We start from the raw sequence: 23,292 nt of genomic DNA on the forward strand, positions 1-23,292 counted from the left end.
GTCGGGAAGTGCTAGCTGCTGCCACCTCAGACTGTGAGCACGGCCCCGATTTGAGCCATTGACGCATCCATCTTCAGCACAAGTCCTGTGGGATTATAAGCGACATCAACAGATCCCATCGAGCCCAGGCTCGACTTGATCAGTTTTGATCCGAAACCCTTGTGCTCTGGAACGGCGACGATTGGTCCGTCCACTTCGATCCAGCTAAACTGAAGCCTGTTCTCGCCACCCTGTGGCACGACAGACCACTCGATATCGATATGGCCAACCTCGTTGGAAAGCGCACCGTATTTGACGGCGTTGGTCATCAACTCGTGAAGTACCAGGCCGAAGGACATGGCAGCCTGGGGTCCGAGCATGACGGTCGTCCCACGAACCTTGATGCGGTCGCTGTCCTGCATCCCGATATTGCAGACAGTGTTGGCCACCACATCGCGCAATTCGGCTCCGCGCCAATCCTCTTGCGTCAGCATGTCATGCGCTTTGGAAAGAGCGGAGAGGCGCGACTGGATCTTGTCGCGCGCATCGTCCACCGTCTGGGCATTGCGCAAAGACTGGGTGGTGATGGCCTGCACCACGGCAAGCGTGTTTTTGACCCGGTGCGCGAGTTCGTGCATCAGCAGCTTTTGTGTTTCTTCGGCCTGCTTACGCTCGGTGATTTCGACAGATGCACCCGAAAAACGCACGGGCTCGCCGGAGCAGTCGCGGATAAGACGGCCCTTTGCGTGGACCCAGCGAACACCGCCACCTGGCTGGATGATGCGGTATTCGTTATCGAAGGTCGACTGTCCCTCGAACAACCGCCCCAGTTCCGCTTCGAACGCTGGCATGTCGTCGGGATGGAAATTCCGGGTGTATTCCTCAAGCGGCGCGCCAGCGGCTGCGCGACCCGGTTCTACCGTATAGATCTCGGCGAAGTTGGGGTCGGCATAGATCAGGTTCGTCTTCAGATCCCAATCCCAGATGCCGACCATTGTCGATGCGCCGAGAGCAAGCTGCAGGCGCTCTTCGCTTCGTGAAAGCTTGTCCTGCATGGATTTGAGCTCGGTGATATCGAGCGATACGCCGCACATCGCGACGGCCTGCCCCCGGTCATCGTGGACGAGCTGGCCACGCGCGAGCACCCAGGCCACAACACCGTCGGGACGGATGACGCGGTACTGGACATCGTAGTCCGAGCTTCCTGCCAGGGTTTCCTCCACCGCGGCTTGCATGCGGGGCAAGTCGTCGGGATGGATAGCGCTCTGCAGATCGTCATAGCTGAGGGACTGGTCCCTGTGACGACCGAAGTTTTCCCGGCACACGTCAGAGGTCTGGAGTGCCATCGTCGCGAGGTCGAGCTCCCAATACCCGAGGCTTCCAGCCTCGAGAGTTTCCTTCATCCGGCGCTCGGAGCGAATGGCTGCCTGTTCCGCTTTTTTCGTTCCTGTGATGTCGCGGGAGATGGACAGGATCCGATCGGGCTTGCCGTCTCCTCCAAGGATTGGGGAAACTTTCACTTCCCACCACCGCGAGTTTCCTTTGGCCGTTTCCGCCGTCCCGACAAAGCTACAGCTACGTCCGGAGCGCGCAGCCTCAAGCGCTTCGCGCGCTGCCGCGTTCCCGTCGTCTTTCCAAAAATCAGGCCAAGGACAGTTGCGGATGGTTTCGAAATCGTCGATTTCCATGACGCGCATGCCGCCAGCGCTCATGAACGTAATGTTGCCGGCGAGGTCGATAACCTTGATACAGTCGTCGCTTGCGGACAGGATTTCCGCCATGAGAGCAACATCCATCGTGTTTGCCAATGCGACTTCGTGCGGTCGCTGGGATACCGTGTTCATTGTGTATCCGATCGCAAGCGTATGGATATCCGTGTCGAAGTCATTGTCGGCCGTTTCTGAACTGCGAGTGCAAGGTAGCCGCGAGACGGCAGTGGGCGAATGTTGCGGGGAGTTCCCGGTAGTTCAATCAGTCTCAATCACGGTGCAGGCGGCGCGACGATAATGCTGGGTGGAACGCTCAACCCGATGTCGCCGCGCAGAAGTCGCGCGATGTATTCGAGAGCATTCTTCAAGCCGTTCATCGTATACGGCTTTTCGATTACACCGATTGCACCCACGAAATCTTCCGGAATGCGCTTCAGGTTTCCGGTGATGAATACGTACGGGATACCCCGGTCGGCAAGGTGCCGCCCGACCTCGAGTCCGGTCGGGCCATCGGTCAGATGCACATCGACAAAGGCAAATTCCGGTATCTGGCCTTCCAGAATGGCCAGCGCCTTTTTCCGGTTCATGGCCTGACCGATTACAGAATGGCCCGCCGCCTCGACTTCTTCTTCGAGCTCAAGCGCCAGAAGGGCCTCGTCTTCAACGATCATGATTTTCAAGCTATGCTCCATATCAGCTATCTAGCGGCAAGATGATGCGGACAGTGGTTCGCCGACCCTCTACCTCACGTTCGATCTCGGCCTCGACCTGACGGCAGCACGTCTCCAGCATCAGCCGTCCGAATTCGTTATCCTCTTCGTCGACGTCGACCGGATCGGCCGTATCGCGGACTTCGATGATGAAATGCCCGTTTGGACGATTGACCACGAGGTGGATCTCTCCACCGCCCACGCTCAATCCGCGTCGGACCGCATCGCCAATGAGTTCATTGACGATCAGAGACAGTGGGGAGGCCTTGGCGGCGGGCACAAGAACCGGTGACAGATCCATGGTGATCCGGATATCGTCGCGCCCGAGCGATCCCACAAGGTCGACAACGTGATCGCGGGCAAAGTCGGCGACATCGAAGCGACCGACGTCGTTCGACATGAAGAGCTTGCGTTGCACCGTGCTGAGGGCCTCGACACGGTTGAGGACCGACAGGAGCGTATGCCGGACCGTTTCGTCCCGTGTTTTCCTGGCCTTGAGTTTCACGATCGAAGCGATGGTCAGCAGGTTGTTCTTGACGCGGTGGTCGACCTCGTGGACGAGGGTCGTCTTTGCATCGAGGGCCTGGGTGAGTTCTGCTGTTCGGGCAGCGACCTCCGCCTCGGCTCTCCGACGCGCCGAAGCCGACTGCATCTCCAACGTCTTGTCGTCCGTGAAATCAAGCTGCGACGCGAAGTAGTAGAGCGGATCGCCCTGATCGTCGAACACAGGGCTGATAAAAAGAGCGTTCCAAAATGTCGAGCCGTCTTTCCGGTGGTTGACGATATCGATCGCGATCGACCTCTGGTCCCTGATCGCTTCCCTTATCTTCTGAACTGCCGATGGGTCGGTCTCGGGTCCTTGCAGGAAACGACAGTTGCGGCCCACCAGTTCGTCCGCCGGATATCCGGTCAGGTCACTAAAGGCCTTGTTGGAAAAGATGATCGGATTGTCGTACTGGCGCGGATCCGTGATGATCATCGGCATCCGGGTTGCTTTGAATGCTGCGGAGAAGGGATCCTTGGAAGAATGCTCTGCAAGAAGCTTGTCCCCGGCGTCCTGTGCCCCCCTTTTCGCCGAGATCGAGTCGTTCATGAGCATGCCTAATTTACAATTTGCTTTCCAACGCGTGCTCTTGGCTAAATGTTCCGCGCGGTAAAGCCACACGACGGTTTGGGTGCTTTGTGTCACGCGGCCGCTTCAGACGCCGCATCTAAACAGCGCACAGATCTTGATCGTCGTGCGGGATATTACCGGGACAACACCAAAGACCGATGCAGCGGAAACGAGCACTCGGCTGACAACCATCTCATATGATCGGTTCGCGCCGATATTCCTGAGCGCCTCTCGCTTGCTGATCAGGCGATTTTCAGTAAGTGTAAATAACTGTAAATAAACGTAAATGTCAGATCCCTGATAGGAACCGCATGGAGCCTTTGCTGTTGTTCGCTTGCTATCAAAGGAGCTGACATTGAAATACTCTGCATACCTCGCGACAGGATTGGTCGGCATACTCGTGCTGACCGGGATCTCCACTGCCAATGCCCAGATGATGGGGGCGAAGCCGCTTTCCAGGGGTGACGTTCAGCTTGTCCAGAAGCAACAGGGCAAACAGCATATGCTCAAGGGCCACCGCGGTATGAAGGAACGCCGTCAGGGCTACCGGCGCCACAGCGACGGCTACTGGTACCCGCCCGCAGCATTCGCGTCTGAGGCTCCAAAGAAAAAGCCAGGCCGATCGGACAAAGCTCCGTCACCGGTCAGAAAATTCTAGGAGAGAACGCGGCTCATGGGCACTCATCCTCAAGCCGTCAACGAGGTAGTGCCGCGTATTGTGCATAGCTGCACTGCAACATGCTGCCTTTCTACATTCGGATAAATGGAATATCCAGGCTTCCAACGAAGCAATGCACCTCCTCCCGCAGAGCTTCGTGTTCCAGGCGACCACTCCTCCCAATGGGCGTCTGGCAGAACAGCGGCACTCCTCCTCCCAGCCGTTGTTCGATCTTTTCGAAAAGCCTGCCGCACCTCCTCCCGCGGCAGGCTTTTTCGTTTTCGGCGAGCCACAAGGCACGTTCGACTGGCCGGCACTTTGGCGCTGCAGCGTGCGCTTTGTGGCAAACAGGGATGTGAACGAGGGCGATGCGGTTCTTCTTTGAGGTTCACCTGTAGTTTTCGACAACCTTATGCCGTACCGAGCGTTTCGATCCTTTACCGACGTCGTCCAGGGAGAAGCGCGTGCCGCAGGAATTTCGTTTTGAGATGCTAGCTAAGTTCGGCTATGCCGCGCGAGGTGTCGTTTTTCTTCTGGTTGCGGCGTTGGCGCTGTTTTCGAGCTTCGGCGGCGGTCGTCCCGAAAGCAAGTCGGCCATATCGTCGTTGCTGGATCAACCGTTCGGCAAGGTGTGGGTCGGGATAATCGGCATCGGGCTTTTCTGTTTTGTGGCCTGGCGGCTTGCCCAGGCTCTGGCCGACAGTGACGGACATGGCAGCGATGCCAAAGGAATGGTCATTCGGGCGAGCCTTCTCGGCAGCGCCGTGACCTATGTCGGTCTCGGGATCTACGCAATCGGGCTTTCGGTCTTTTCGGGCGGCGGAGGCGGTGGTTCTGGAGAGAAGGGCCTGGCGACATGGATCATGTCCCAACCTTTCGGCTCCTACCTCGCCATCATCGCCGGCATTGGACTGTTCGCAGGCGGTGTCGTTACCATGATAAAGGGCCTGACGCGGAAATTCGAGAAGTATATCAGCATCCCGAGCAATGCCAGTTGGCTCACCTATGTCTGTGTCTACGGTCTCGTGGCCCGCGGTGTGGTGTTTGCCGTTGTCGGCATCCTGTTTGCCTATGCCGGCTTCAAGGTCGATCCTGATCAAGCTGGCGGCATGGCTGACGCGATGGACTGGTTGAGCGAGCTGCCCGGCGGTGCGACCATCTTCATCGTCATCGCAGCCGGGCTCGCAGCGTTCGGTATCTATAACCTTGTCGCCGCAAGATACCGGACAGTCCGTGGCCCCTCCATGGCAGACGTCAAGCGCACTGTCAGCCGGCCCTTCAACTAGCCGATCGGGACCGTTGACTGGGATCCTGCACTCAGCTGATCATCGAAATCGCGACCATCATAAACGCGTGAGGGGGTGGGAACGGTCCGTTCCCACCCCCTCATTTGCTATATCCGGCATGCCACGAAAGCAGTGACACGCCGGGCTATTTATTGCGTTAGGCGAGCATGCGCACCTTGGGTTCGCGATCCCAGTACCGCTTTGCAGCGGCCTTCAGGAAGCCGTCCATCCCGACAACACCGTCATCGGTTTCGACGCCGGCTTTCTGCAGCAGTGGCTGGGCCTCGTTCGTGTGGCCAATAGCCTTGAGGTGGCCGAACGCATCCATCACCCACTGGACCGCTGCGGCTTCCCGGGTCAGCATGTCGCTGCCTTCCTTCGAGAGGAGAACCGCGACCGCGTCGAAGAGCTGTGACGGCGAACCGGCGAGCTGACCATCGGCTTTCGTTACGTTGCCGTCGGACAGTTTTGCCTTTCCGATCTTAGGCGCAACGACGAATGCGGTGGCGCCAGCCTGGCTGATGGCGTTCTTCAGATCACTCAATGCCTTCGCATCGGTGCCATCAGCAATAAGGATGCCGATCTTTCGACCCTTGACCGTCTCGACCATGTTCTTCTGGATCGACAGGGCTGGCGACGGATCGAGATCGACCGGTTCCCGTGCAGCCGGATTGGCAGCCGGAAGGTCGATTCCGAGACCATCGGCGACCCGCTGCGCCAACTCCTCGTCAACGTTCAGGAGATTGCCAATAACGCGCGGCGGAACGTGATCGAACTCGACCTTGGAAAGCTCGAACACGAAAGACGACGCGATATGCGCTTGCTCGGACGCTGTCTGCGACTTCCAGAACATCCGTGCCTGGCTGTAATGGTCGGCAAAGAGCTCGGCGCGGACCCGCAGCTTGTCGCCCTGTTCCTGATCACCTGTCGCCCGTTCGAACGACCGGAAGCCAGTTGCGGGACACTCGCGTGGGCCGCCTTCTTCTCCAGCCATTGAGAGGCTGTTGGGTTCGTAATTGGCACGACCCTTCGGGACGCTCATCTGCATCATGCCGTCACGCTGGAAGTTCTGCATGGGGCACTTCGGCGCGTTGATCGGCAGCTGATGGAAATTGGCCGTGCCGAGACGCGATTTCTGGGTATCCAGATAGGAGAACAACCGGCCCTGCAACAGCGGATCGTTGGAGAAGTCGATGCCCGGGACGACGTTCGACGGCAGGAAAGCCACCTGTTCCGTTTCGGCGAAGAAGTTATCGGGGTTGCGATCAAGCACAAGCCGACCGACGATCTTGACCGGCAAAATCTCTTCCGGGATGATCTTGGTGGAGTCGAGCACGTCGTAGGGGAGCTGGCTTGCGAATTCCTCGTCGAAAAGCTGAACGCCGAGCTCCCATTCCGGAAAATCACCACTGTCGATGGCTTCCCAGAGATCGCGACGGTGGTAGTCGTTGTCGGCGGCCTGAAGCTTGAGCGCCTCATCCCAGATCGTCGACTGAACGCCGAGCTTCGGCTTCCAGTGGAACTTCACGAAGGTCGACTTGCCCTCTTCGTTGACGAAGCGGAACGTATGAATGCCAAAGCCCTGCATCATGCGCAGCGAGCGCGGAATGCCACGGTCCGACATGGCCCATAGAAGCATGTGGGTGGTCTCAGGCATCAGCGACGCGAAATCCCAGAAGGTACCGTGCGCGCTGCCGGCCTGCGGATAGGCGCGGTCAGCTTCCATTTTCACCGAGTGAATGAGATCGGGAAACTTGATTGCATCCTGGATAAAGAAGACCGGAATGTTGTTGCCGACCAGATCCCAGTTGCCTTCCTGCGTGTAGAATTTGACGGCGAAGCCGCGAACGTCGCGAGGGGTATCGACAGAGCCAGCGCCGCCTGCAACGGTCGAGAAGCGGACGAAAACCGGAACCTTGTCCCCTACACGCTGAAACACGTCGGCTTTTGTCACGTCACTGAGGGATTCCGTGAGCTCGAAGTAACCGTGTGCGGCAGAGCCTCTGGCATGCACGATGCGCTCAGGGATGCGTTCGTGGTCGAAATGAAAGATTTTCTCGCGGAGAACGAAGTCCTCAAGCAGGCTCGGACCGCGATTGCCGGATTTCAGACTGTTCTGATTGTCGGAGATCCGAACGCCGTGGTTTGTCGTCAGGTGGGCCTGAGCAGGATGCGAGCCATCGGACGGAACATGCTGGTGGGTCTCGCCGCCTTCACCGCGGTCCGTATCGTATGTCGTCGGGTCAGCCATTGGATGGTCCTTTGCTCGAATTCAATCCAGCAAGAGATATGCCCGCGCGACGCTGCGGCAAGCGCCCGTCGGAGAGATTATCCAAGGGATTGCTTTCAAGGCTGCAGGTCAGGCACCGGAGTTGGCAGTGGGCTGAGCTCCCGAGAGTGGTCAGTAAAGGCGTCTCGTAGTCCGCTGTGCCTGCATTCGTGGCCTGACCGGCGTTCGATGAGGCGCTGCGGTGACGCGGGTCCGGCGGGGAGAGATGCCTATCCCACGCAGAACTTTCCCGATTGCTCTCGTAGCAAAGCAAGCCCTTGCTCTGTCACGAGGTTCATCCTCGGGTTGCCGCGGCGCCCCGCGAACAGGTCCGGATACTGGGATGACGTGACAAGTCTCACTTCCGTTCGCGGCAGCTTCTGCAGGTGAACACTTGCACCCTTACGCGCAATATCGACGCCCAGCGCACGAAGCGCGTCAGGTGCCGCGATCCAAAGAGTGCCGCTGATGTTCAGCATCCGAATGGTGTGTCCATGGCAGGTAACGGTGTTCATTGCCCGTCCTCAGCCGTCGCGACGTCAGCCAGGCCGTCGCTCGAAATCGCAAAGACGACGGCTTTCGCCGGAGAAACAGGTGTATCTTCAACCGCTCCGAAAAATCCTGACAGCATCCGTAAATCCTTCGTGAACCACCGATTATGTGCATTGCACAAAACTAGACGGCGGTTATATACGTGCCCGACTGTATGTAAACTATCCTTGTGCGGAGCACTCGATGCCTAAGGCGTTGCGATCTATCCTGACCATCACCTGCCTCCTCGCCCTCGTCGGGTGCCAGAAGGAAGAAGCCGCAGCACCTCCGGCGCCGCCGCCATCGCCCGTTGGAGTGGTGACGGTACAGCCCGAGACCTTGCCGATCACCAGCGATCTGCCCGGACGTATCGCTCCGACCCGTCTCGCCGAGGTGCGCCCGCGTATCTCCGGGATTATCGTCGAGCGCGTCTTCGAACAGGGCTCCATCGTCAAGGCGGGCGACGTGCTTTACCGCATCGACCCGGCACCGTTCCAGGTTCAGGTCGACAGCGCGCAGGCCACGCTTCGGAGTGCGCAGGCAGCGCAGATGCAGGCTCGCCAGACCGCCGATCGTCAGACCCAGCTCAGCAAATCGAACGTCGCCACTCGCCAGGACCTCGATACCGCGATCTCTGCACTGGCGCAGGCGGACGCTCAAGTCGCCGTCGCCCAGGCCGGCCTTGCCCAGGCCGAGCTCAGCCTGCAATACGCCAATGTCACGGCACCGATCAGCGGCCGCATCGGCCGTGCGCTGATCACGGAAGGCGCCCTGGTCAGCTCGACTGGCTCTGAAAACCTCGCGACCATCCAGCAGCTCGACCCGATCTATGCGGACTTCACCCAACCGGCCGCCGATCTGATCCGCCTGCGCAAGGCGCTGCAGGACGGCAAGCTGATGACGGGACCGAACGAGGCGAACGCCTATCTCATGCTCGACGACGGCACCAAATACCCGGAAACGGGCCGTTTGCTGTTTTCGGAAGCAGCGGTCGATGAAACCACTGGGCAGGTGACCCTGCGCGGTGAATTCCCCAATACCAATGGGGATCTCCTCCCGGGCATGTATGTCCGCGTGCAGATCGAGGAAGGTCTGGAGCGCGACGCCTTCGCCGTGCCGCAGCAGGCCCTGCAGCGCGATTCCGGCGGCCAGGCGAGCGTGCTCGTGGTCGGCGCTGAAGACAAGGTCGAGCAGCGCCGCGTCACCGTCGGTCGTGCGCTTGGCGAACGCTGGGTCATCTCGCAGGGCCTGAAGGCCGGCGACCGCGTGATTGCCGAAGGTTTCCAGAAGACGGCTCCCGGCGCCACCGTCAAGCCTGAGCCCTGGTCCGCGGACAAGCCGGCGACCGAGCAATCGACGCAGGGCGACGCCAAGGCTGCTCCTGCAGAGCCGGCGAAGAAGTAAGGACCAGGTTACATGGCAAGTTTCTTCATCGACCGGCCGATCTTCGCCTGGGTCGTCGCAATCTTCATCATGCTGGCAGGCGTGATGACCATCCCGATGCTGCCGATCGCGCAGTATCCGAATGTCGCGCCCCCGCAGATCACCGTCTCCACCAACTATCCCGGCGCTTCCCCTGACGATATCTACCAGGGCGTGACGCGTCCGATCGAAGAAGAACTGAACGGCGTTCCCGGGCTGATCTATTTCGAATCGACGTCTGAATCGTCGGGCCGCGTGTCCATCAACGTCACCTTCGCACCCGGTACGAATATCGGCGAAGCGCAGGTCGAGGTGCAGAACCGCATCGCCCGCGCCGAACCCCGCCTGCCGGGCGCCGTCACATCGCAGGGCGTGCGCGTCGAGCAGGCAGGCACATCGTTCTTGATGGTCGTGTCGCTGACCTCCACGGACGGCAATACCGACGTCATCGGTCTCGGCGACTATCTGAACCGCAACGTGCTTGGCGAGATCCGCCGGGTGCCCGGCGTCGGCAGTGCTCAGTTGTTCGCGACCCAGCGCTCCATGCGGATCTGGATGGATCCCGACAAGATGGTCGGCCTCAAGCTGACGGCCTCCGATGTTACGGCTGCGATCAGCGCCCAGAACGCCCAGGTTGCCGCCGGTCGTATCGGCGCGACGCCGAACCCGATCGGCCAGCAGATTTCCGCAACCATCAACGTCCAGGGACAGTTGACCAACCCCGAAGCGTTCGGAGCGATCGTTTTGCGTGCCAATCCCGATGGTTCGTCGGTGCGGTTGCGCGATGTCGCCCGCATCGAGGTTGGCGGCGAAAGCTACAACTTCTCCAGCCGCCTCAACGGCAAGCCAAGCGCTGCCATCGGCGTCCAGCTGTCGCCGACAGCCAACGCACTCGATACGGCGAAAGGCGTGCGCGCGGTCATGACAGAGCTGCAGCAGTATTTCCCGTCCGGCATCGAATACGAGATCCCGTACGATACCAGCCCGTTCGTGGAAGTCTCGATCGAGAAGGTCATCCATACGCTGATCGAGGCGATGATCCTCGTCTTCGTGGTGATGTACGTCTTCCTTCAGAACATCCGCTACACGCTGATCCCGACACTGGTCGTCCCGGTGGCGCTGCTTGGCACCTGTGCGGTGATGTATGTCTCCGGCTTCTCCATCAATGTGCTCACCATGTTTGCGATGGTGCTCGCGATCGGCATTCTCGTCGACGACGCCATCGTCGTCGTCGAAAACGTCGAGCGCATCATGGCGCAGGAAAAGCTGTCGCCGAAGGAAGCGACCCGCAAGGCGATGGGCCAGATTTCGGGCGCCATCATCGGCATCACGCTCGTCCTGAGTGCGGTGTTCATCCCGATGGCCTTCTTCCCCGGTGCGGTCGGCATCATCTATCAGCAGTTCTCGCTGACCATGGTGGTCTCGATCCTGTTCTCGGGTTTCCTTGCCCTGTCGCTCACGCCCGCACTGTGCGGTTCGTTCCTCAAGCCGATCAAAGGCGATCACCACGAGAAGAAGGGCGTCTTCGGCATTTTCAACCGCGGTTTCGATAAGGCTTCGCACGGCTATTCGCGCACGGTCGGTGGCATCATCAAGCGATCCGGTCGCTTCATGGTCATCTACGTCGCGCTTCTCGTCGGCCTCGGCTGGGCCTATCTGCAGCTGCCGAGCTCGTTCCTGCCCAACGAAGACCAAGGCTTCCTGATCGTCGACGTTCAGGCACCGGCCGAGGCAAGCACCGACCGCACCACCGAGGTCGTCGCGCAGATCGAAAAGATCGCGCTCAGTGAAAAGGCCGTCGAGCGCATTATCGCCATCAACGGCTATTCCTTCTCCGGCAGCGGCCAGAATGCCGCGCTCGCCTTCATCACCCTGAAGGACTGGTCGGATCGCGGTCCCGAGGATTCGGCTGATGCGATCGCAAAGAGGATCAACGGCCAGATCTTCGGCATCCGCGATGCGATCGCGTTCTCGCTGTCGCCGCCGCCGATCCAGGGTCTCGGCAACTCGTCCGGCTTTACCTTCCGATTGCAGGATCGTGCCGGCAACGGCCAGACGGCACTTGGCGCGGCGCGCGACCAGTTGATGGCCGCAATTGCCAAGAGCCCGGTTCTCGCAGGCGTTCGCATCGAAGGCATGCCGGATGCGGCGCAGGTAAACCTTCTCATCGACCGTGAGAAAGCCAACACGTTCGGTGTCACATTCGGCGACATCAACTCGACGATCACCGCAAACCTCGGCTCGTCCTATGTGAACGACTTCCCGAATGCGGGACGCATGCAGCGCGTGCAGGTTCAGGCCGACGGCAAGCAGCGCATGAAGACAGAAGACCTGCTGCGGCTCAACGTCCGCAACGCCAATGGCGGCATGGTGCCGATGGCCTCATTCGCGTCGGTCGAATGGGTCCGGGGCCCGTCGCAGGTTGTTGGCTATAACGGCTACCCGTCGATCCGCATCGCCGGCCAGGCAGCACCGGGCTTCTCCTCCGGTGACGCCATCACCGAGATGGAACGGCTTGCCGGCGAACTGCCGAACGGTTTCGGTTACGAATGGACCGGCCAGTCGCTGCAGGAAATCCAGTCGGGGTCGCAGGCACCAGCCCTGATCGCGCTCAGCGTGCTCTTCGTGTTCCTGCTGCTGGCAGCCTTGTACGAAAGCTGGTCGATCCCGATCTCGGTCATGCTCGTCGTGCCGCTCGGGGTCATCGGTTCGGTTGCGGCCGTCATGCTTCGAGGAATGTCGAATGACGTCTACTTCCTCGTGGGTCTGATCGCCATTATCGGTCTGTCGGCGAAGAATGCCATCCTGATCATCGAGTTCGCCAAGGACCTCCGCGCCGAAGGCCGCTCCACCTTCGATGCGACGGTCGAGGCAGCGCATCTGCGCTTCCGCCCGATCCTGATGACGTCGCTTGCGTTCACCCTCGGCGTCGTTCCGATGGCAATTGCCACCGGTGCCAGTGCTGCCAGTCAGAATGCGATCGGCACCGGCGTGCTCGGCGGGATGATCTCGGCGACCCTGCTCGCCATCTTCTTCGTTCCCGTGTTCTTCGTCTTCGTGATGAAAGTCTTCCGCGTGAAGGAGCCGAACCACGAAGCAGAAAAGGCAGCTCCCAAACCGGCGGAGTAGGGGGGGCGGGAAGAGGAGGACAAGGATGAGACGAACGAAAGCCGAAGCGGCCGAGACGCGCTGTGCCGTCCTGACCGCAGCCGAGCAGCTTTTTTTCGAAAAAGGCGTCGCCAACAGTACTCTGGACGAAATCGCGGCTGCCGCTGGTGTCACACGTGGAGCGGTCTACTGGCACTTTGCCAGCAAGAGCGACCTGTTCCTCCAACTCTACAACGCGGCGCAGCTTCCCCGGGTCGACATGAGCGACGCTGCCGGCTCGGGTTGCGAGGATACTGATCCGATCTCGGCGGTGGAAACCATTGCTCTCGACTGGTTTGGGATGCTCGCAAGCGACGTCCAGCGTCAGCGGCTCCTCACGATCCTTCTGAGAACGAACTTCGAACATGAGTTCGAACCTGTCCTGCAGGAGATGGACGCCCTCAGCGCTGAGCACACTAAAAACATGGAGCGCATCTTTGCCAAGGCTGAAGACAAGGGACAGCTGTCACCCTTGTGGACTCCTGCCGCGTGCAGCCGCGCCGTGCACTGGCAGATGAAGGGTATCTGTTGGGAGTGGCTGCTGTTTGGCCGGAAGTTCGACCTCGTCATCTTGGGCGGAGACAGCGTCCGAAAGCTGTTCGCGACCTTCAGGCGCTGATCGTGATGGATGGGGAGAAATCGGCAGGCTCGGTCAAGCAAGTGGACATTGTCGCCGGATCTGTCGATGCTATGCTTTCCCCGATGACCGATATCTTCCAGGTCTATACCGACGGTTCGTTCGACGCCGCTTCCCGATCTGGCGGCTGGGCGATCGTCGCTTTCAAAGGCGACGTGCAGATCCATGTCGCCTCGGGGACGACGATCGGCAGCTCGAACAATACGTTCGAGGTGCTGTCTGTCATGCGCGCGGCGTCTTGGCTTGAAGCCGAAGCGACGGGAATGGCTGCGGTGATATGGACCGATTCCGCCCATGTCGTCGAAGGGTGCCGTCGATGGCGGTTCATCTGGCGCGGCAACGGCTGGAAGCGGGTAAGATCAAACCCGCACGAACGTCGTCGGCCAATCCCGGATGCAGATGTCTGGCGCGAACTGGACGCTTTCCTCGAGCGCAACCCGCTTGTCACAATTCAATTGTGCAAAGGGCATTCCGGAATCTCCGGAAATGAACAGGCCGATGCGGCAGCGAGATCAGCCTTGGGTCTGGGATAAGGCACGTTGCCGGCTCCCGAGCGCGAAAGACCTGCTGAACATGACAGAAGTCATGTGGCGGACTTGCAACTGTGATTGTGCAGTCGCTACTGCAAGATCATCTTTATTAGCTCTTTCCGTTAGCAAACAGCGCGACTCTGATAGTGGATTGAATCACCGATCAGGCATCGGACCACTAAAGGATATGTCATGAACACTCTCTCAAAAGCCCTGGCCACCGTTCTCCTCGCCTCGGCAATCGCAGTCCCGGTGTCTGCCGCAGATCTCGCGCCCATGGAAACTCCGCTTGCCGCACCGGCGACGTCAGGTTTTTACTTTGGTTCGCTGAGCTCCGTAAACTTCCTTGACGATACAGGCTTTGATTTCGGCGCCGCGTCGGTGTCCACCGAGTATGATGTCGGCTACTACAGCGCACTGCGCGCCGGCTATAACTTCGGATCGATGGGCTTCGTTTCGCCGCGCCTCGAGCTTGAACTTGGTTACGGCAGCGCGTCTGTCGACGAACACAGCGTTTCCGGATTTGGCGGCGTTGGCGGTATCGACTCCTACGGCGACGCTCGCTCGTTCCAGGGCTATGTCAACGGCTATCTCGATATCCCGCTTGCAGCTGAAGGCGCAGTCAGCGCGATCACGCCTTACGTTGGCGGCGGTGCAGGTTTCATGAACCTGGAACTGCGCAAGCAGGGCGTCAGCGGAACCGGTACCGGCACGCTGATGGATGATTCCGACACCCAGTTCGCCTACCACCTTGATGCCGGCGTTGGCATCAATCTGCAGGCTATCGGTCTGTTCACGAGCACGTCGCTGTTCGACAACACGACGTTCGATATCGGGTATCGTTTCACAGCTGCCGACGATTTCAACTTCGAGGCCCGCGACGGATCCACGTCGAGCACCGACTTCCGCAGCCATGCTGTGACATTCGGCCTGCGTCGCCAGTTTTGATCTGAGGGTCTGGCCGGTTTCGCGACCGGCCAGACCTATTCTGCTTGAGACGTTTCAGATCTCGCCCTCGGGCTTTTCGCCCTTGGCGTCTTCAAGGCCTTTTTCGGCCTTCTTCAGCAAATCCTCACGGTCCTTGTCGGCATTCTCGCTCGTGCGATCCGCATCGCTTCCGGTCTTTTTGTCGTCACTCATTTTATTCTCCTTCTGGTCAGAGATTCACGATGGCCAGATGGTCCAGAACATAATTCCGACCACCACGATGAACGACAGCGGCAGCGCTAGGAACCGCAGCATGCCAGTGCCTGTGTTGTCCCGGCCCAGCCAGGCGAACCACCAGTCCGGGCCTTGATTTCCGCTCTGTGACATCAGCGCCCTTTCACTTGGTTGTGCCGTATCCGGGCGTACCTGTTTTCTCCGGGGCGTCTCTGCGTTCCTGCTCCGGAGTTCGCGTCGTGTCGACGCTTTCCTTAAAGCGCTGGTGCCCATCATTTTCGATCAGCGTTTTGTCGGCGTCCTCGGTAACCGGTGGATTCTTCACGGTCATTCCTTCCAGTCCTGTCACGACGAGCTCATGAGCCCGTAGATGACGATTGCGATATACAGGCTGAAGGCGCCGAGCACGTATATGCCAAGCACGACGATCACTCCGCGCCCTAACAGTCCCTTCTTCTTTCGAACTTCAGGCGGGTCTCTCATTTTGTCGATACTGGGTTCATCTTCGGGCTTCATCGCATTTCCTTTCATTCAAGGAGGCGAACAGTCCGCGAGCCGCATAGTTCCGGCCGTTTCGAGGCGCAGCGGAATGTGAGGACAATCCGTACGGCATATCCGCCAGTGTCGTCTTCTTTTGAAATTTAAACGTAAAATTTCGGCGAGACGTCGATCTCGCCGAAATCTGGTGTTTGCCCTGCGCTTACTGCTGCGGTTCGTGGAACGGACAGCCGTTGAACTTGGCTCTGAAGTCGGCAGAGTGGCGGTAGGTTTCGTTACGTGCCCGGTTGATGCCGCCGAGAGGCTGGTGATCTGCAAGTCCGGTCCAGACGCTGAACCGCATTTCCTCGTCGACCTTCTGCACCTTGGCGTCGCTCCAGCTATCCTGCGGAGCGGCGCTCAAAGTGGCAACGGTCACGAACGGAGCTTCGTCTTCCTTCCATTCTACGGTCGGATCCTCGATCGGTTGCGCTTCGATATCGCGACAGAGCTGGACCTGGAATTCCCACAGGCCCCGCGTTTCCTGCATTTCCGCCTGGACCGTCTCACGGATGGCGTTCTCGCGGACGCTGGCATCGATTTCGGTTCCGGTGCGCTTGGTCAGATCCGGTGAGATCGGCTTCACGCGGAACTTCGCGACGTAGTCACCATAGCGGAACGGCGTGACACTGAAATAGGTCTCGCCGAGCGGATCGACATTCGGCGCGCCGCCGAGCGACTGAATGGTGGGGCTCGTCACGCCGACGGCTTCGAGGCCCTTGTTGACGGTCTGAAGCACGCTGGACATCACGGTCTTTGTGCCTTCCAGCTTGTCCGTGGTCTTGGCAAGGAGCTTGAGGCTGGAGAGAAATTTCTTCGGATCCGGCGTCTGGAAGATCGGGCCGTTGACCATCACGAAGTCCTGGTTATTGCCGTCCGCGCCAGGCAGGCGAGTACCCTCGACGCCGACAACCTTGATCGCCAACCCGCGTGGAAGAGCGACAGCGTCGGGCAAGATGTCGCCGGCGTTTGTGGAAAGACGCATGTAGACCGGATGTTCGCCCGGTTTGGCAAACAGACCTTGCGCGAACTCGGGCGGCAGCCCGTCCTTGACGGTCATTGTACCCTCAAGAATGCCGTGTGCTTTGGCGTGCACGGACCGAACGGCATGGCCGTAATCCTCGGCAGTCTTTTCAAGAATGATGTCGAACTGATCGATTAGACCCGAGATCGTCTCGCGCTCATCAGGTTTGACTGTTTCGAGGTCTGGGGAATAACGGACGGGCGTGGGTGCAATCATCTGGCGCTCCTTCAAAATCCAAAAACGCCAGAATAGTGCTCCTGGTTCCAGCGCAAGCTAATATGCTCGCCGGCTGGGGGATGCGGCCCATCGGGGAGCCGCATCCCGAGTAGTCACTCAGGCGCTACGGGCCTGCTGTGGGTGTTTGCCCTCTTCGAATTCCTCGACGATCTTCGCGCAGAAAGCCGGCAAATCCTTCGGGGTGCGGCTCGTCACGAGCCCCTTGTCGACAACAACTTCCTTGTCGACCCAGATGCCACCAGCGTTCTCAATGTCCTTGCGAACTGTCGGATACGATGTCACCGTCCGGCCATTCAGGACGTCTGCTTCGACGAGAAGCCACGGTGCGTGACAGATGACGCCCACGGGTTTTGCCTGCTGGAGGAATGCGTGCACGAAGGCGATCGTCGCCTTGTCGGCTCTCAGCTTGTCGGCGCCCACGCATCCGCCCGGAATGACGAGGCCGTCGAACTCGTCAGCCGAGACATCACTGACCGTCTTGTCAACGGTATAGCTGCTCCCGGCGTCGAGGTCGTTGTTGTTCGTCTGGGCCTCGCCGCTTTCAAGGCCGATGACAGTGACCGTGGCACCGGCTGCCTCGACCGCGTCTTTCGGCTGCTTGAACTCGGGCTCTTCAGTGCCGCGCGGAGCGATAAGAATGGCGATTTTTTTGCCTTGAAGGGTCATCGTGTTTCCTCACTTTTCTTGATATGGAGGAGCGTTAATGACGGTTGGCATGAAAAGTTTCATCCAGCCGAACACTTCGACTTGTCACCTTGCTCTGCCGCCAGTCGAAGTTTCCGGAGGCGCTCGCTTTTTTCCTCCCGACGTCGCCGTTCGTCATCTGCAGTCTCGCGCGCAACGGCATTGGTGTGCTCGAAGGCGGCCGCGCGTTCGCCCATGGTCAGCGTTCTCCTGATCCTTGAAACCATCGTATCCATCTCTGTGATTGCTTCCCCGATACATGGGACTCGTTGAGCGCCTCATCAACATGTTGCGCCTGTACGGTAGCGGACCGACACGACACGAAGGCACGCGGGACATCGCAGATCGCGGAGGAATCCCCATATCAGCAAGGTGAAACCCGGCTCGTTGCTGTTTGCTCACTCTGGACAGATGGGGAACATCTTTCGATGTCGGTTGTTCTGTCAATGTGCGCCGCTTTCCGCGGGGCAGGAGATTTAGATGCGTAAACGCGTAGCCATTATTGGATCGGGTCCGACAGCCATATTCGCACTGCAGGACCTTGTGAAATGCAGCGCCTCTCTGGATATTGCAATTTTCGAGCGAACCGACGTCGCCGGCAAGGGAACACCCTACCAGCGGGGCATCAACGACCTCGCGATGCTGTCGAATATACCGAGCATCGAGGTGCCGGCTCTGCCGGTGATGCTCCACGACTGGCTGGAACTCCAGTCCGACGAGTACCTGAACGAGATTGGTGTTGCTCGCTCGGAAATCACAGACCGTGCATTCTATCCGCGTGTCGTGGTTGGCGATTATTTCAGATCTCAGTTCGACGCGATCATAGACGCATCGCGGGCCTCCAGGCATACGGTCGACGTGTTTGAGAACGCAGCCGTCGACGACGTTCAGCCTGTCGGTGATCAGTTCAAATTGTGCCTGAGCCCTGAACACGGCGGCGCAGAGGCGCTGTTCGATTACGTCGTCATTGCGACCGGACATAGCTTTCCGTCCGAACCTGAGACGTCGCCCGGCTTCTTTGAGGCGCCATGGCCCGCAACCGCATTGCAGAGCATCCCGAGCGGCAAGATCGGAATTTTGGGGACTTCGCTGAGTGCGATCGATGCCGTCATGACGGTCGCGACCAAGTTCGGTGAATTCACCAAAAGCAAGGGTGGCGAACTGAAGTACTCCGTCAACGCGGACTGCCGGGCTCTTGATATCGTGATGATGTCGCGCAAGGGTCTTCTTCCCGAAGCCGATTTCTATTTTCCGATCCCCTATCTTGAGCCGAAGATCTGCACGCAGCAGGCGGTCGATGACCGCATCGCGCTTGGCAGCAGCGGACTGCTCGATGACATTTTCGAGTTGTTTCGCCAGGAACTTGCTGTTGCCGATCCGGACTATTCCAAGGCCATCGGTCTAGACGGCTTGACCGTCGACACGTTCGCCGTTGCGTATTACGGGGTTCGCGACAAGGAAGACCCGTTCGAGTGGGCGGCGTCTAACCTTACCGAAGCCAAGCGGAACTATGCCCAGAAGCACACCGTTCCGTGGCGTTACGCCATTCTCATTCCCCATGAGATCATCGAGACGGCGGTCGGCTTTATGAACGCTGACGACCTTGGCCGCTTCAACCGGAACTTCAAGAGCATTTTCGCCGACGACTATGCGACCGTTCCGCACCTGTCGATCGAGCGACTACTTGCGCTTCATCGGAACGGTTGTCTTGGTATCGTCGCCCTTGGCGATGACTCGGAGATCGTGAAAGAAGGTCTTGAACGGGGCGCTACTGTCGAAATCGCCGGTACCACCTTGCGCTTCGATACGTTTATCGACGCCACGGGTCAGAAAACTCTGTCGGCGACCGACTTGCCATTCCCATCCCTTATCGAACGAGGGCTGATATCCGAGGCAAAGACGATGACAGCCATTGGCAATCACCGCCGTACGGGCGGGATTGACGTGGACGACCAGTGCCGACCGCTGATCGCGGGTGTGCGACCGGTGAGGCGACTGTACGTCCCGGCTGTCTCATATCTTCTGCACAAACGTCCGTTCATCCAGGGCATCACAAGTGCTGCCGAACTCGGACAGATCGTTGCAGCCTCCATCATTGCCGAGGTGACAAGACCGGTCCGCAGCCGCCGCGTCAGGTCATCCGCCCGCGCACAGGCGCCGGCTGAGATCGCAGCGTAGGATCTGCGTGCTAGTGAGCGTTGGTCGACTGAAGTGATAATCCCGCCTCTCGAGGCGGGATTTCTTTTTCAATGCCTGCTCACCTCGACCATACACGGTTCTCGCTGACGGTGTGGGGTTTTTGATTATGCCAACTGAAACCACTCTAGCTAGGCGGCAGCGGAGAGGCACGCTTACAGCCTTGAGCAATGACGTACTGTGGCATCATAACAGCACGATCGCGCCGACCGGCGTCAGCGTGGCCGGCAATCTCTCGGCTGTGACCCGGACCTGCGGATGGCGAGCAGCAGGGCTCCCCTAAGATGCGTGTCGGACGAGAAACCTTCAGGACTGACCGAAGGGGAACGCAACGAAGCCTCTGTCTCATTCCTGAGAGCAGAGGCTTGTTTCCTGAGATGGAAGTCGGCTGGTCGAAGAAAACCAGGCCCTCAAACGCTGAGCTTATTCTCTGCTTCAGCCGGCTGTGGCGTTTCGAATGGCATCGATGACTGTCGCGAGAACGTTTTGACCTTCGTCGGTAATCTCCGCTCTTTTTCCGTCGATACGGATGAGGCCGCCGTCTTCGAGTTCTGCCTGGCCCTTCGAGCTTGCGTGATGACCAGCACCATCGTCCAGAACGACTTCCTTTACGGGGTCACCGCTGAGGAGTTGATGATAGGCCGCAAACACCAGGATGGAGCGCGCATCGTCTGAAAGTTTCATAGGGATCTACCGTTTTGCTTGAGGATGAAGGGATGGTGCCCCTTCCAATCACACTGTCGATGTTCGGTCGTCTGCCGGAACCTTGCCATCCGGGGTCAGCTCATCGACCGCGCGGGGAAGATCCTTGCTCAGCCGCGCAAGTATCTCATCTCGCGACAGTCCTGTTTTTGCTGCCAGTTCATCGAGAACTTCGGGTCCGATCGCTTCGGCAAGCTGATCCCCATCGATATCCTCGTTGGATCCGGGCTTGACCCAAGATTCGGCCTTCTGACCATATCCGTTCTGCTGGAAGGTTTTCAGGAGGTCACCCAGACCACCACTCAAGACACCGCCGGACGCAAGTCCTCCCAGAATTCCGCCAAGGCCGCCTGCTTCCTTGCCGCCCGTAAGCTTGCCGAGCAGATCCTCAAGACCACTTGGCTGCCGGGGACTGGTCTCCGGAGCGGTGTTCGCTCCAGCCGGTTGGGTCTTGTTCACGCCCCGTAGGAGCTCTGCGATTTTGTCCCTGTTCTGAAATCCAGCAACGGCGAGTACGCCGAGCAGTGCTTTCAATTGACCGCTTGCCATGGTGTTCTCCTCGATTTCTCAGCCATAGCCGGGATGGCGTTAAGGCTTCATGCAAAGCAAACGACCAGTCGGCGGCGAGGTTCCTGCACGGGAACCCGTTGGCCGAACATTTGCTGCGGGGAGAGGGTTCGGGGCGGTTCGGAATAACTCCGAAGGTGAGGTGACACGGCCGCCGATCCGCTGCAGTGGTCCAAAAAAACGAAAAACCCCACCATTGCTGGCGGGGTCAGTCATTTACGCACCGGTGAAGATGTTAGCGGCAAACCCGGCGTGGGCCCGAGTTCGGCTGGTAGGTGTTGTCCGAAGCGCGATACGAGCGGTAACGCGCTGCGCAGCTGCTGCTGCCGTTGCGGTTCTGCGAAGCGATCGCACCACCGATGAGTGCACCTGCAGCCAAGCCGCCGATGATGGCGCCGGTGTTGTTGCGACGACGGTTGTCGTAGCGACGGTCATGGCGGCGGTGGTTGCTGTAACGGTTGCGGCGATCGTAGCGGTCACGACGATCATAGCGATTGTTGTATCGACGCTCGCCACGGGGGACGTAACGGCGGTTGTCGTTGCGGTATTGGACCTGCTGGACGTCAGCCGCCGGTGCAGCCGCGGTAATCGCTGCCTTCGGCATGGCCTGCGCGGGCACGTATCCGGTAAACGCGGTCATCATCGAAATGATTATAATTGCGAGCTTTTTCATCTGTCTCTTTCATTGTTGTAAAACGGAGATAGGGCGAATCTCCCGTATGGGTAGAGCGCTGGTTGAACTTGTGAACACGTCCACGACACAAGCGCTTGCGCAAACACCGGCGTCAGAGTTCGACCGCAGCTGGTGGTCCGCGGAAGGCGTCGAGTCGGTCCGGGGCCTGGAGCCTCACGGGCGCTCCCGATCGCGCTGACTCGTAGATTGCTTCCATCACAACATGATCCTGCACACCTTCCTCGCCGGGCGTTCGTGGCTTGCGGTCCTCGATGATGCAGGTCGCCATGTGGTCGATCTCGGCCGCGAACTGGTTGTTGAGCGCGATCTCGACCTTTTTCTGCACGGATTTTTCGCCGTCCAGTTCGGTGACAGTCAGGCTCTGGCCGTCGTATTTGTAGGCGTTCGCCATATCCACGGTGGCCTTTTCGAAATTGAGGCGCTGATGCTTGTCGTCTCGCGCGCCATAGCTGGTGAAGCAGTTGGCGATGAAATTGGATGGGAAGCGCAAGGTGAACGAGACCGTTTCCTCGACCTCGGCATAGCGAGGGTCACCTTCGGGGCTGTATTGCGTCGCCATGACTTCGACCGGTTCCTCACCTGTGAGGAAGCGTGCGGTGTTCAGGCAGTAAAGCCCAATGTCAGGAAGTGATCCGCCACCGGCAAGAGCCTTCTTGTGCCGCCATTGCTCGGCACCGTTTTCGGCAACCGTCTGAACGTTGATCGCGGACATGCCGACAAGACGGCCATAGGCTTTGCTGCGGACTTTTTCGGCGAGGTAGAGATTGGCGGCTTCGTACTGGATGCGGTAGGCCACCATCAGCTTGACGTTCTGCTCTTCGCAAACCTTGACCATTTCCTGCCCGTCCGCCGAGCTGATCGACATGGGCTTCTCGCAAAGGACATGCTTGCCTGCCCGCGCTGCCCGTTCGACATATTCGCGGTGCATGCTGTTGGGCAGAACGATGTAGACGGCCTTGATGTCCGGATTGGCCTTGATGGCGTCGAAGCTCTCGTAATCGTAACAGGCATCCTCGGCGATGCCGTATTGCCGCGCGACCGCCGATAGCTTCTCCGGCGTTCCGGACACGAGCGCCACGAGTTTCGATTTTTTCGTTTCGCCAAAGGCGGGTAGTATTTCTTCGAGGCTGAGACGACCGAGAGCTACGACCGCAAAGCCGACCCTATCTTCCGGAGGAAGCGGCGTTGACGGGTTTCCGCTCGGGGTCTCATCGGGCCCGCGCCATTCCGGGAACTTGACCTTGCCGTCCTCGACCATGCCGGTGTCCACCTGCGTCGGTGCGGGGTAGCTCTGAGCGCCGGCAACCGTCGTGGACAACACCACCCCCGTTGCGCCTGCGGCTCCAAGTTTCAGAAGATTGCGTCTGTTGAAAGCGCTTGCCTGATCCATGCCGGTCTCCAAATTGCTCGCCGCCTCACAAACAACGCCGTTTCGCCGATGTTCCTTTGCATTCTGCGTTTGTCGGATGCGGAAGGTGGCTTGGGTATGCGGGTCCGG

22 protein-coding genes are annotated in these 23,292 nt (G+C 59.2%); 8 read left to right on the forward strand and 14 right to left on the reverse strand.

Annotated features, from left to right (window positions below; translation table 11 throughout):
* Positions 1-26: 26 nt before the first annotated feature.
* The 3 genes from G6K99_RS20060 to G6K99_RS20070 form a co-directional block, all read right to left on the reverse strand.
* Positions 27-1,823 carry a PAS domain-containing sensor histidine kinase gene (locus G6K99_RS20060; RefSeq protein WP_174197648.1) on the reverse strand — a complete coding sequence of 599 codons (1,797 nt, stop codon included), beginning with the start codon at positions 1,821-1,823 and terminating at the stop codon, positions 27-29.
* Positions 1,824-1,960: 137 nt separating this feature from the next.
* On the reverse strand, positions 1,961-2,368 hold the full coding sequence (locus G6K99_RS20065; RefSeq protein WP_062459470.1) for a response regulator: 408 nt from the start codon (positions 2,366-2,368) through the stop codon (positions 1,961-1,963).
* Between the two features lie 13 nt (positions 2,369-2,381).
* Positions 2,382-3,491 carry a PAS domain-containing protein gene (locus G6K99_RS20070; RefSeq protein WP_092663482.1) on the reverse strand — a complete coding sequence of 370 codons (1,110 nt, stop codon included), beginning with the start codon at positions 3,489-3,491 and terminating at the stop codon, positions 2,382-2,384.
* Between the two features lie 376 nt (positions 3,492-3,867).
* On the opposite strand from G6K99_RS20070, the gene G6K99_RS20075 reads away from it, so the two are divergent.
* Together G6K99_RS20075 and G6K99_RS20080 are read left to right on the forward strand one after the other, a co-directional pair.
* Positions 3,868-4,170: a hypothetical protein gene (locus tag G6K99_RS20075; protein WP_156461779.1), complete on the forward strand. Its 303-nt coding sequence runs from the start codon at positions 3,868-3,870 to the stop codon at positions 4,168-4,170.
* Positions 4,171-4,634: 464 nt separating this feature from the next.
* A complete protein-coding gene (locus tag G6K99_RS20080; RefSeq protein ID WP_062459479.1) occupies positions 4,635-5,456 on the forward strand; it encodes a DUF1206 domain-containing protein in 822 nt (273 codons plus the stop codon).
* A gap of 157 nt (positions 5,457-5,613) precedes the next feature.
* Here the strand turns inward: G6K99_RS20080 and G6K99_RS20085 are convergent, their stop codons facing one another.
* Together G6K99_RS20085 and G6K99_RS20090 are read right to left on the reverse strand one after the other, a co-directional pair.
* Positions 5,614-7,707: a catalase gene (locus G6K99_RS20085; protein ID WP_174197649.1), complete on the reverse strand. Its 2,094-nt coding sequence runs from the start codon at positions 7,705-7,707 to the stop codon at positions 5,614-5,616.
* Positions 7,708-7,955: 248 nt separating this feature from the next.
* Positions 7,956-8,240, reverse strand: coding sequence for a hypothetical protein (locus G6K99_RS20090; RefSeq protein ID WP_062578156.1), 285 nt, complete (start codon positions 8,238-8,240; stop codon positions 7,956-7,958).
* A gap of 220 nt (positions 8,241-8,460) precedes the next feature.
* On the opposite strand from G6K99_RS20090, the gene G6K99_RS20095 reads away from it, so the two are divergent.
* From G6K99_RS20095 to G6K99_RS20115, 5 genes are all read left to right on the forward strand, one after another.
* The gene (locus G6K99_RS20095; protein WP_092663201.1) at positions 8,461-9,660 is read left to right on the forward strand and encodes an efflux RND transporter periplasmic adaptor subunit; all 1,200 of its coding nucleotides are present in this window, start codon (positions 8,461-8,463) and stop codon (positions 9,658-9,660) included.
* Between the two features lie 12 nt (positions 9,661-9,672).
* Positions 9,673-12,807, forward strand: coding sequence for an efflux RND transporter permease subunit (locus G6K99_RS20100; RefSeq protein WP_174197650.1), 3,135 nt, complete (start codon positions 9,673-9,675; stop codon positions 12,805-12,807).
* A gap of 25 nt (positions 12,808-12,832) precedes the next feature.
* On the forward strand, positions 12,833-13,444 hold the full coding sequence (locus tag G6K99_RS20105) for a TetR family transcriptional regulator (protein ID WP_062459490.1): 612 nt from the start codon (positions 12,833-12,835) through the stop codon (positions 13,442-13,444).
* Between the two features lie 5 nt (positions 13,445-13,449).
* Positions 13,450-13,995 carry an RNase H family protein gene (locus G6K99_RS20110; RefSeq protein ID WP_371816252.1) on the forward strand — a complete coding sequence of 182 codons (546 nt, stop codon included), beginning with the start codon at positions 13,450-13,452 and terminating at the stop codon, positions 13,993-13,995.
* Between the two features lie 189 nt (positions 13,996-14,184).
* A complete protein-coding gene (locus G6K99_RS20115; protein ID WP_244631545.1) occupies positions 14,185-14,940 on the forward strand; it encodes an outer membrane protein in 756 nt (251 codons plus the stop codon).
* A 54-nt stretch (positions 14,941-14,994) separates the two neighbouring features.
* Here the strand turns inward: G6K99_RS20115 and G6K99_RS20120 are convergent, their stop codons facing one another.
* From G6K99_RS20120 to G6K99_RS20140, 5 genes are all read right to left on the reverse strand, one after another.
* Positions 14,995-15,132, reverse strand: coding sequence for a hypothetical protein (locus tag G6K99_RS20120; RefSeq protein ID WP_156461778.1), 138 nt, complete (start codon positions 15,130-15,132; stop codon positions 14,995-14,997).
* A gap of 184 nt (positions 15,133-15,316) precedes the next feature.
* Positions 15,317-15,484, reverse strand: a complete 168-nt coding sequence (locus G6K99_RS20125) for a hypothetical protein (RefSeq protein ID WP_174197651.1) — start codon at positions 15,482-15,484, stop codon at positions 15,317-15,319.
* A gap of 14 nt (positions 15,485-15,498) precedes the next feature.
* Positions 15,499-15,669 (reverse strand): hypothetical protein, encoded by a 171-nt coding sequence (locus G6K99_RS20130; RefSeq protein WP_156461775.1) that lies wholly within the window; start codon positions 15,667-15,669, stop codon positions 15,499-15,501.
* 184 nt (positions 15,670-15,853) lie between these two features.
* The gene (locus G6K99_RS20135; protein WP_174197652.1) at positions 15,854-16,930 is read right to left on the reverse strand and encodes a catalase family protein; all 1,077 of its coding nucleotides are present in this window, start codon (positions 16,928-16,930) and stop codon (positions 15,854-15,856) included.
* A 117-nt stretch (positions 16,931-17,047) separates the two neighbouring features.
* Positions 17,048-17,617 (reverse strand): type 1 glutamine amidotransferase domain-containing protein, encoded by a 570-nt coding sequence (locus G6K99_RS20140; RefSeq protein WP_174197653.1) that lies wholly within the window; start codon positions 17,615-17,617, stop codon positions 17,048-17,050.
* A 498-nt stretch (positions 17,618-18,115) separates the two neighbouring features.
* Here G6K99_RS20140 and G6K99_RS20145 point away from each other — a divergent pair, with 498 nt between their 5' ends.
* The gene (locus tag G6K99_RS20145; protein ID WP_174197654.1) at positions 18,116-19,813 is read left to right on the forward strand and encodes an FAD/NAD(P)-binding protein; all 1,698 of its coding nucleotides are present in this window, start codon (positions 18,116-18,118) and stop codon (positions 19,811-19,813) included.
* Between the two features lie 453 nt (positions 19,814-20,266).
* Here the strand turns inward: G6K99_RS20145 and G6K99_RS20150 are convergent, their stop codons facing one another.
* The 4 genes from G6K99_RS20150 to G6K99_RS20165 form a co-directional block, all read right to left on the reverse strand.
* Positions 20,267-20,515, reverse strand: coding sequence for a hypothetical protein (locus tag G6K99_RS20150; RefSeq protein ID WP_062578146.1), 249 nt, complete (start codon positions 20,513-20,515; stop codon positions 20,267-20,269).
* Between the two features lie 48 nt (positions 20,516-20,563).
* Positions 20,564-21,082, reverse strand: coding sequence for a YidB family protein (locus tag G6K99_RS20155; protein WP_062459502.1), 519 nt, complete (start codon positions 21,080-21,082; stop codon positions 20,564-20,566).
* A 253-nt stretch (positions 21,083-21,335) separates the two neighbouring features.
* The gene (locus tag G6K99_RS20160; RefSeq protein ID WP_113166085.1) at positions 21,336-21,773 is read right to left on the reverse strand and encodes a BA14K family protein; all 438 of its coding nucleotides are present in this window, start codon (positions 21,771-21,773) and stop codon (positions 21,336-21,338) included.
* A 112-nt stretch (positions 21,774-21,885) separates the two neighbouring features.
* On the reverse strand, positions 21,886-23,184 hold the full coding sequence (locus G6K99_RS20165; RefSeq protein WP_174197655.1) for a Gfo/Idh/MocA family protein: 1,299 nt from the start codon (positions 23,182-23,184) through the stop codon (positions 21,886-21,888).
* Positions 23,185-23,292: the final 108 nt, after the last annotated feature.

Source organism: Neorhizobium sp. AL 9.2.2, assembly GCF_013317225.1.
Taxonomy (GTDB): Bacteria; Pseudomonadota; Alphaproteobacteria; order Rhizobiales; family Rhizobiaceae; genus Neorhizobium; species Neorhizobium soli.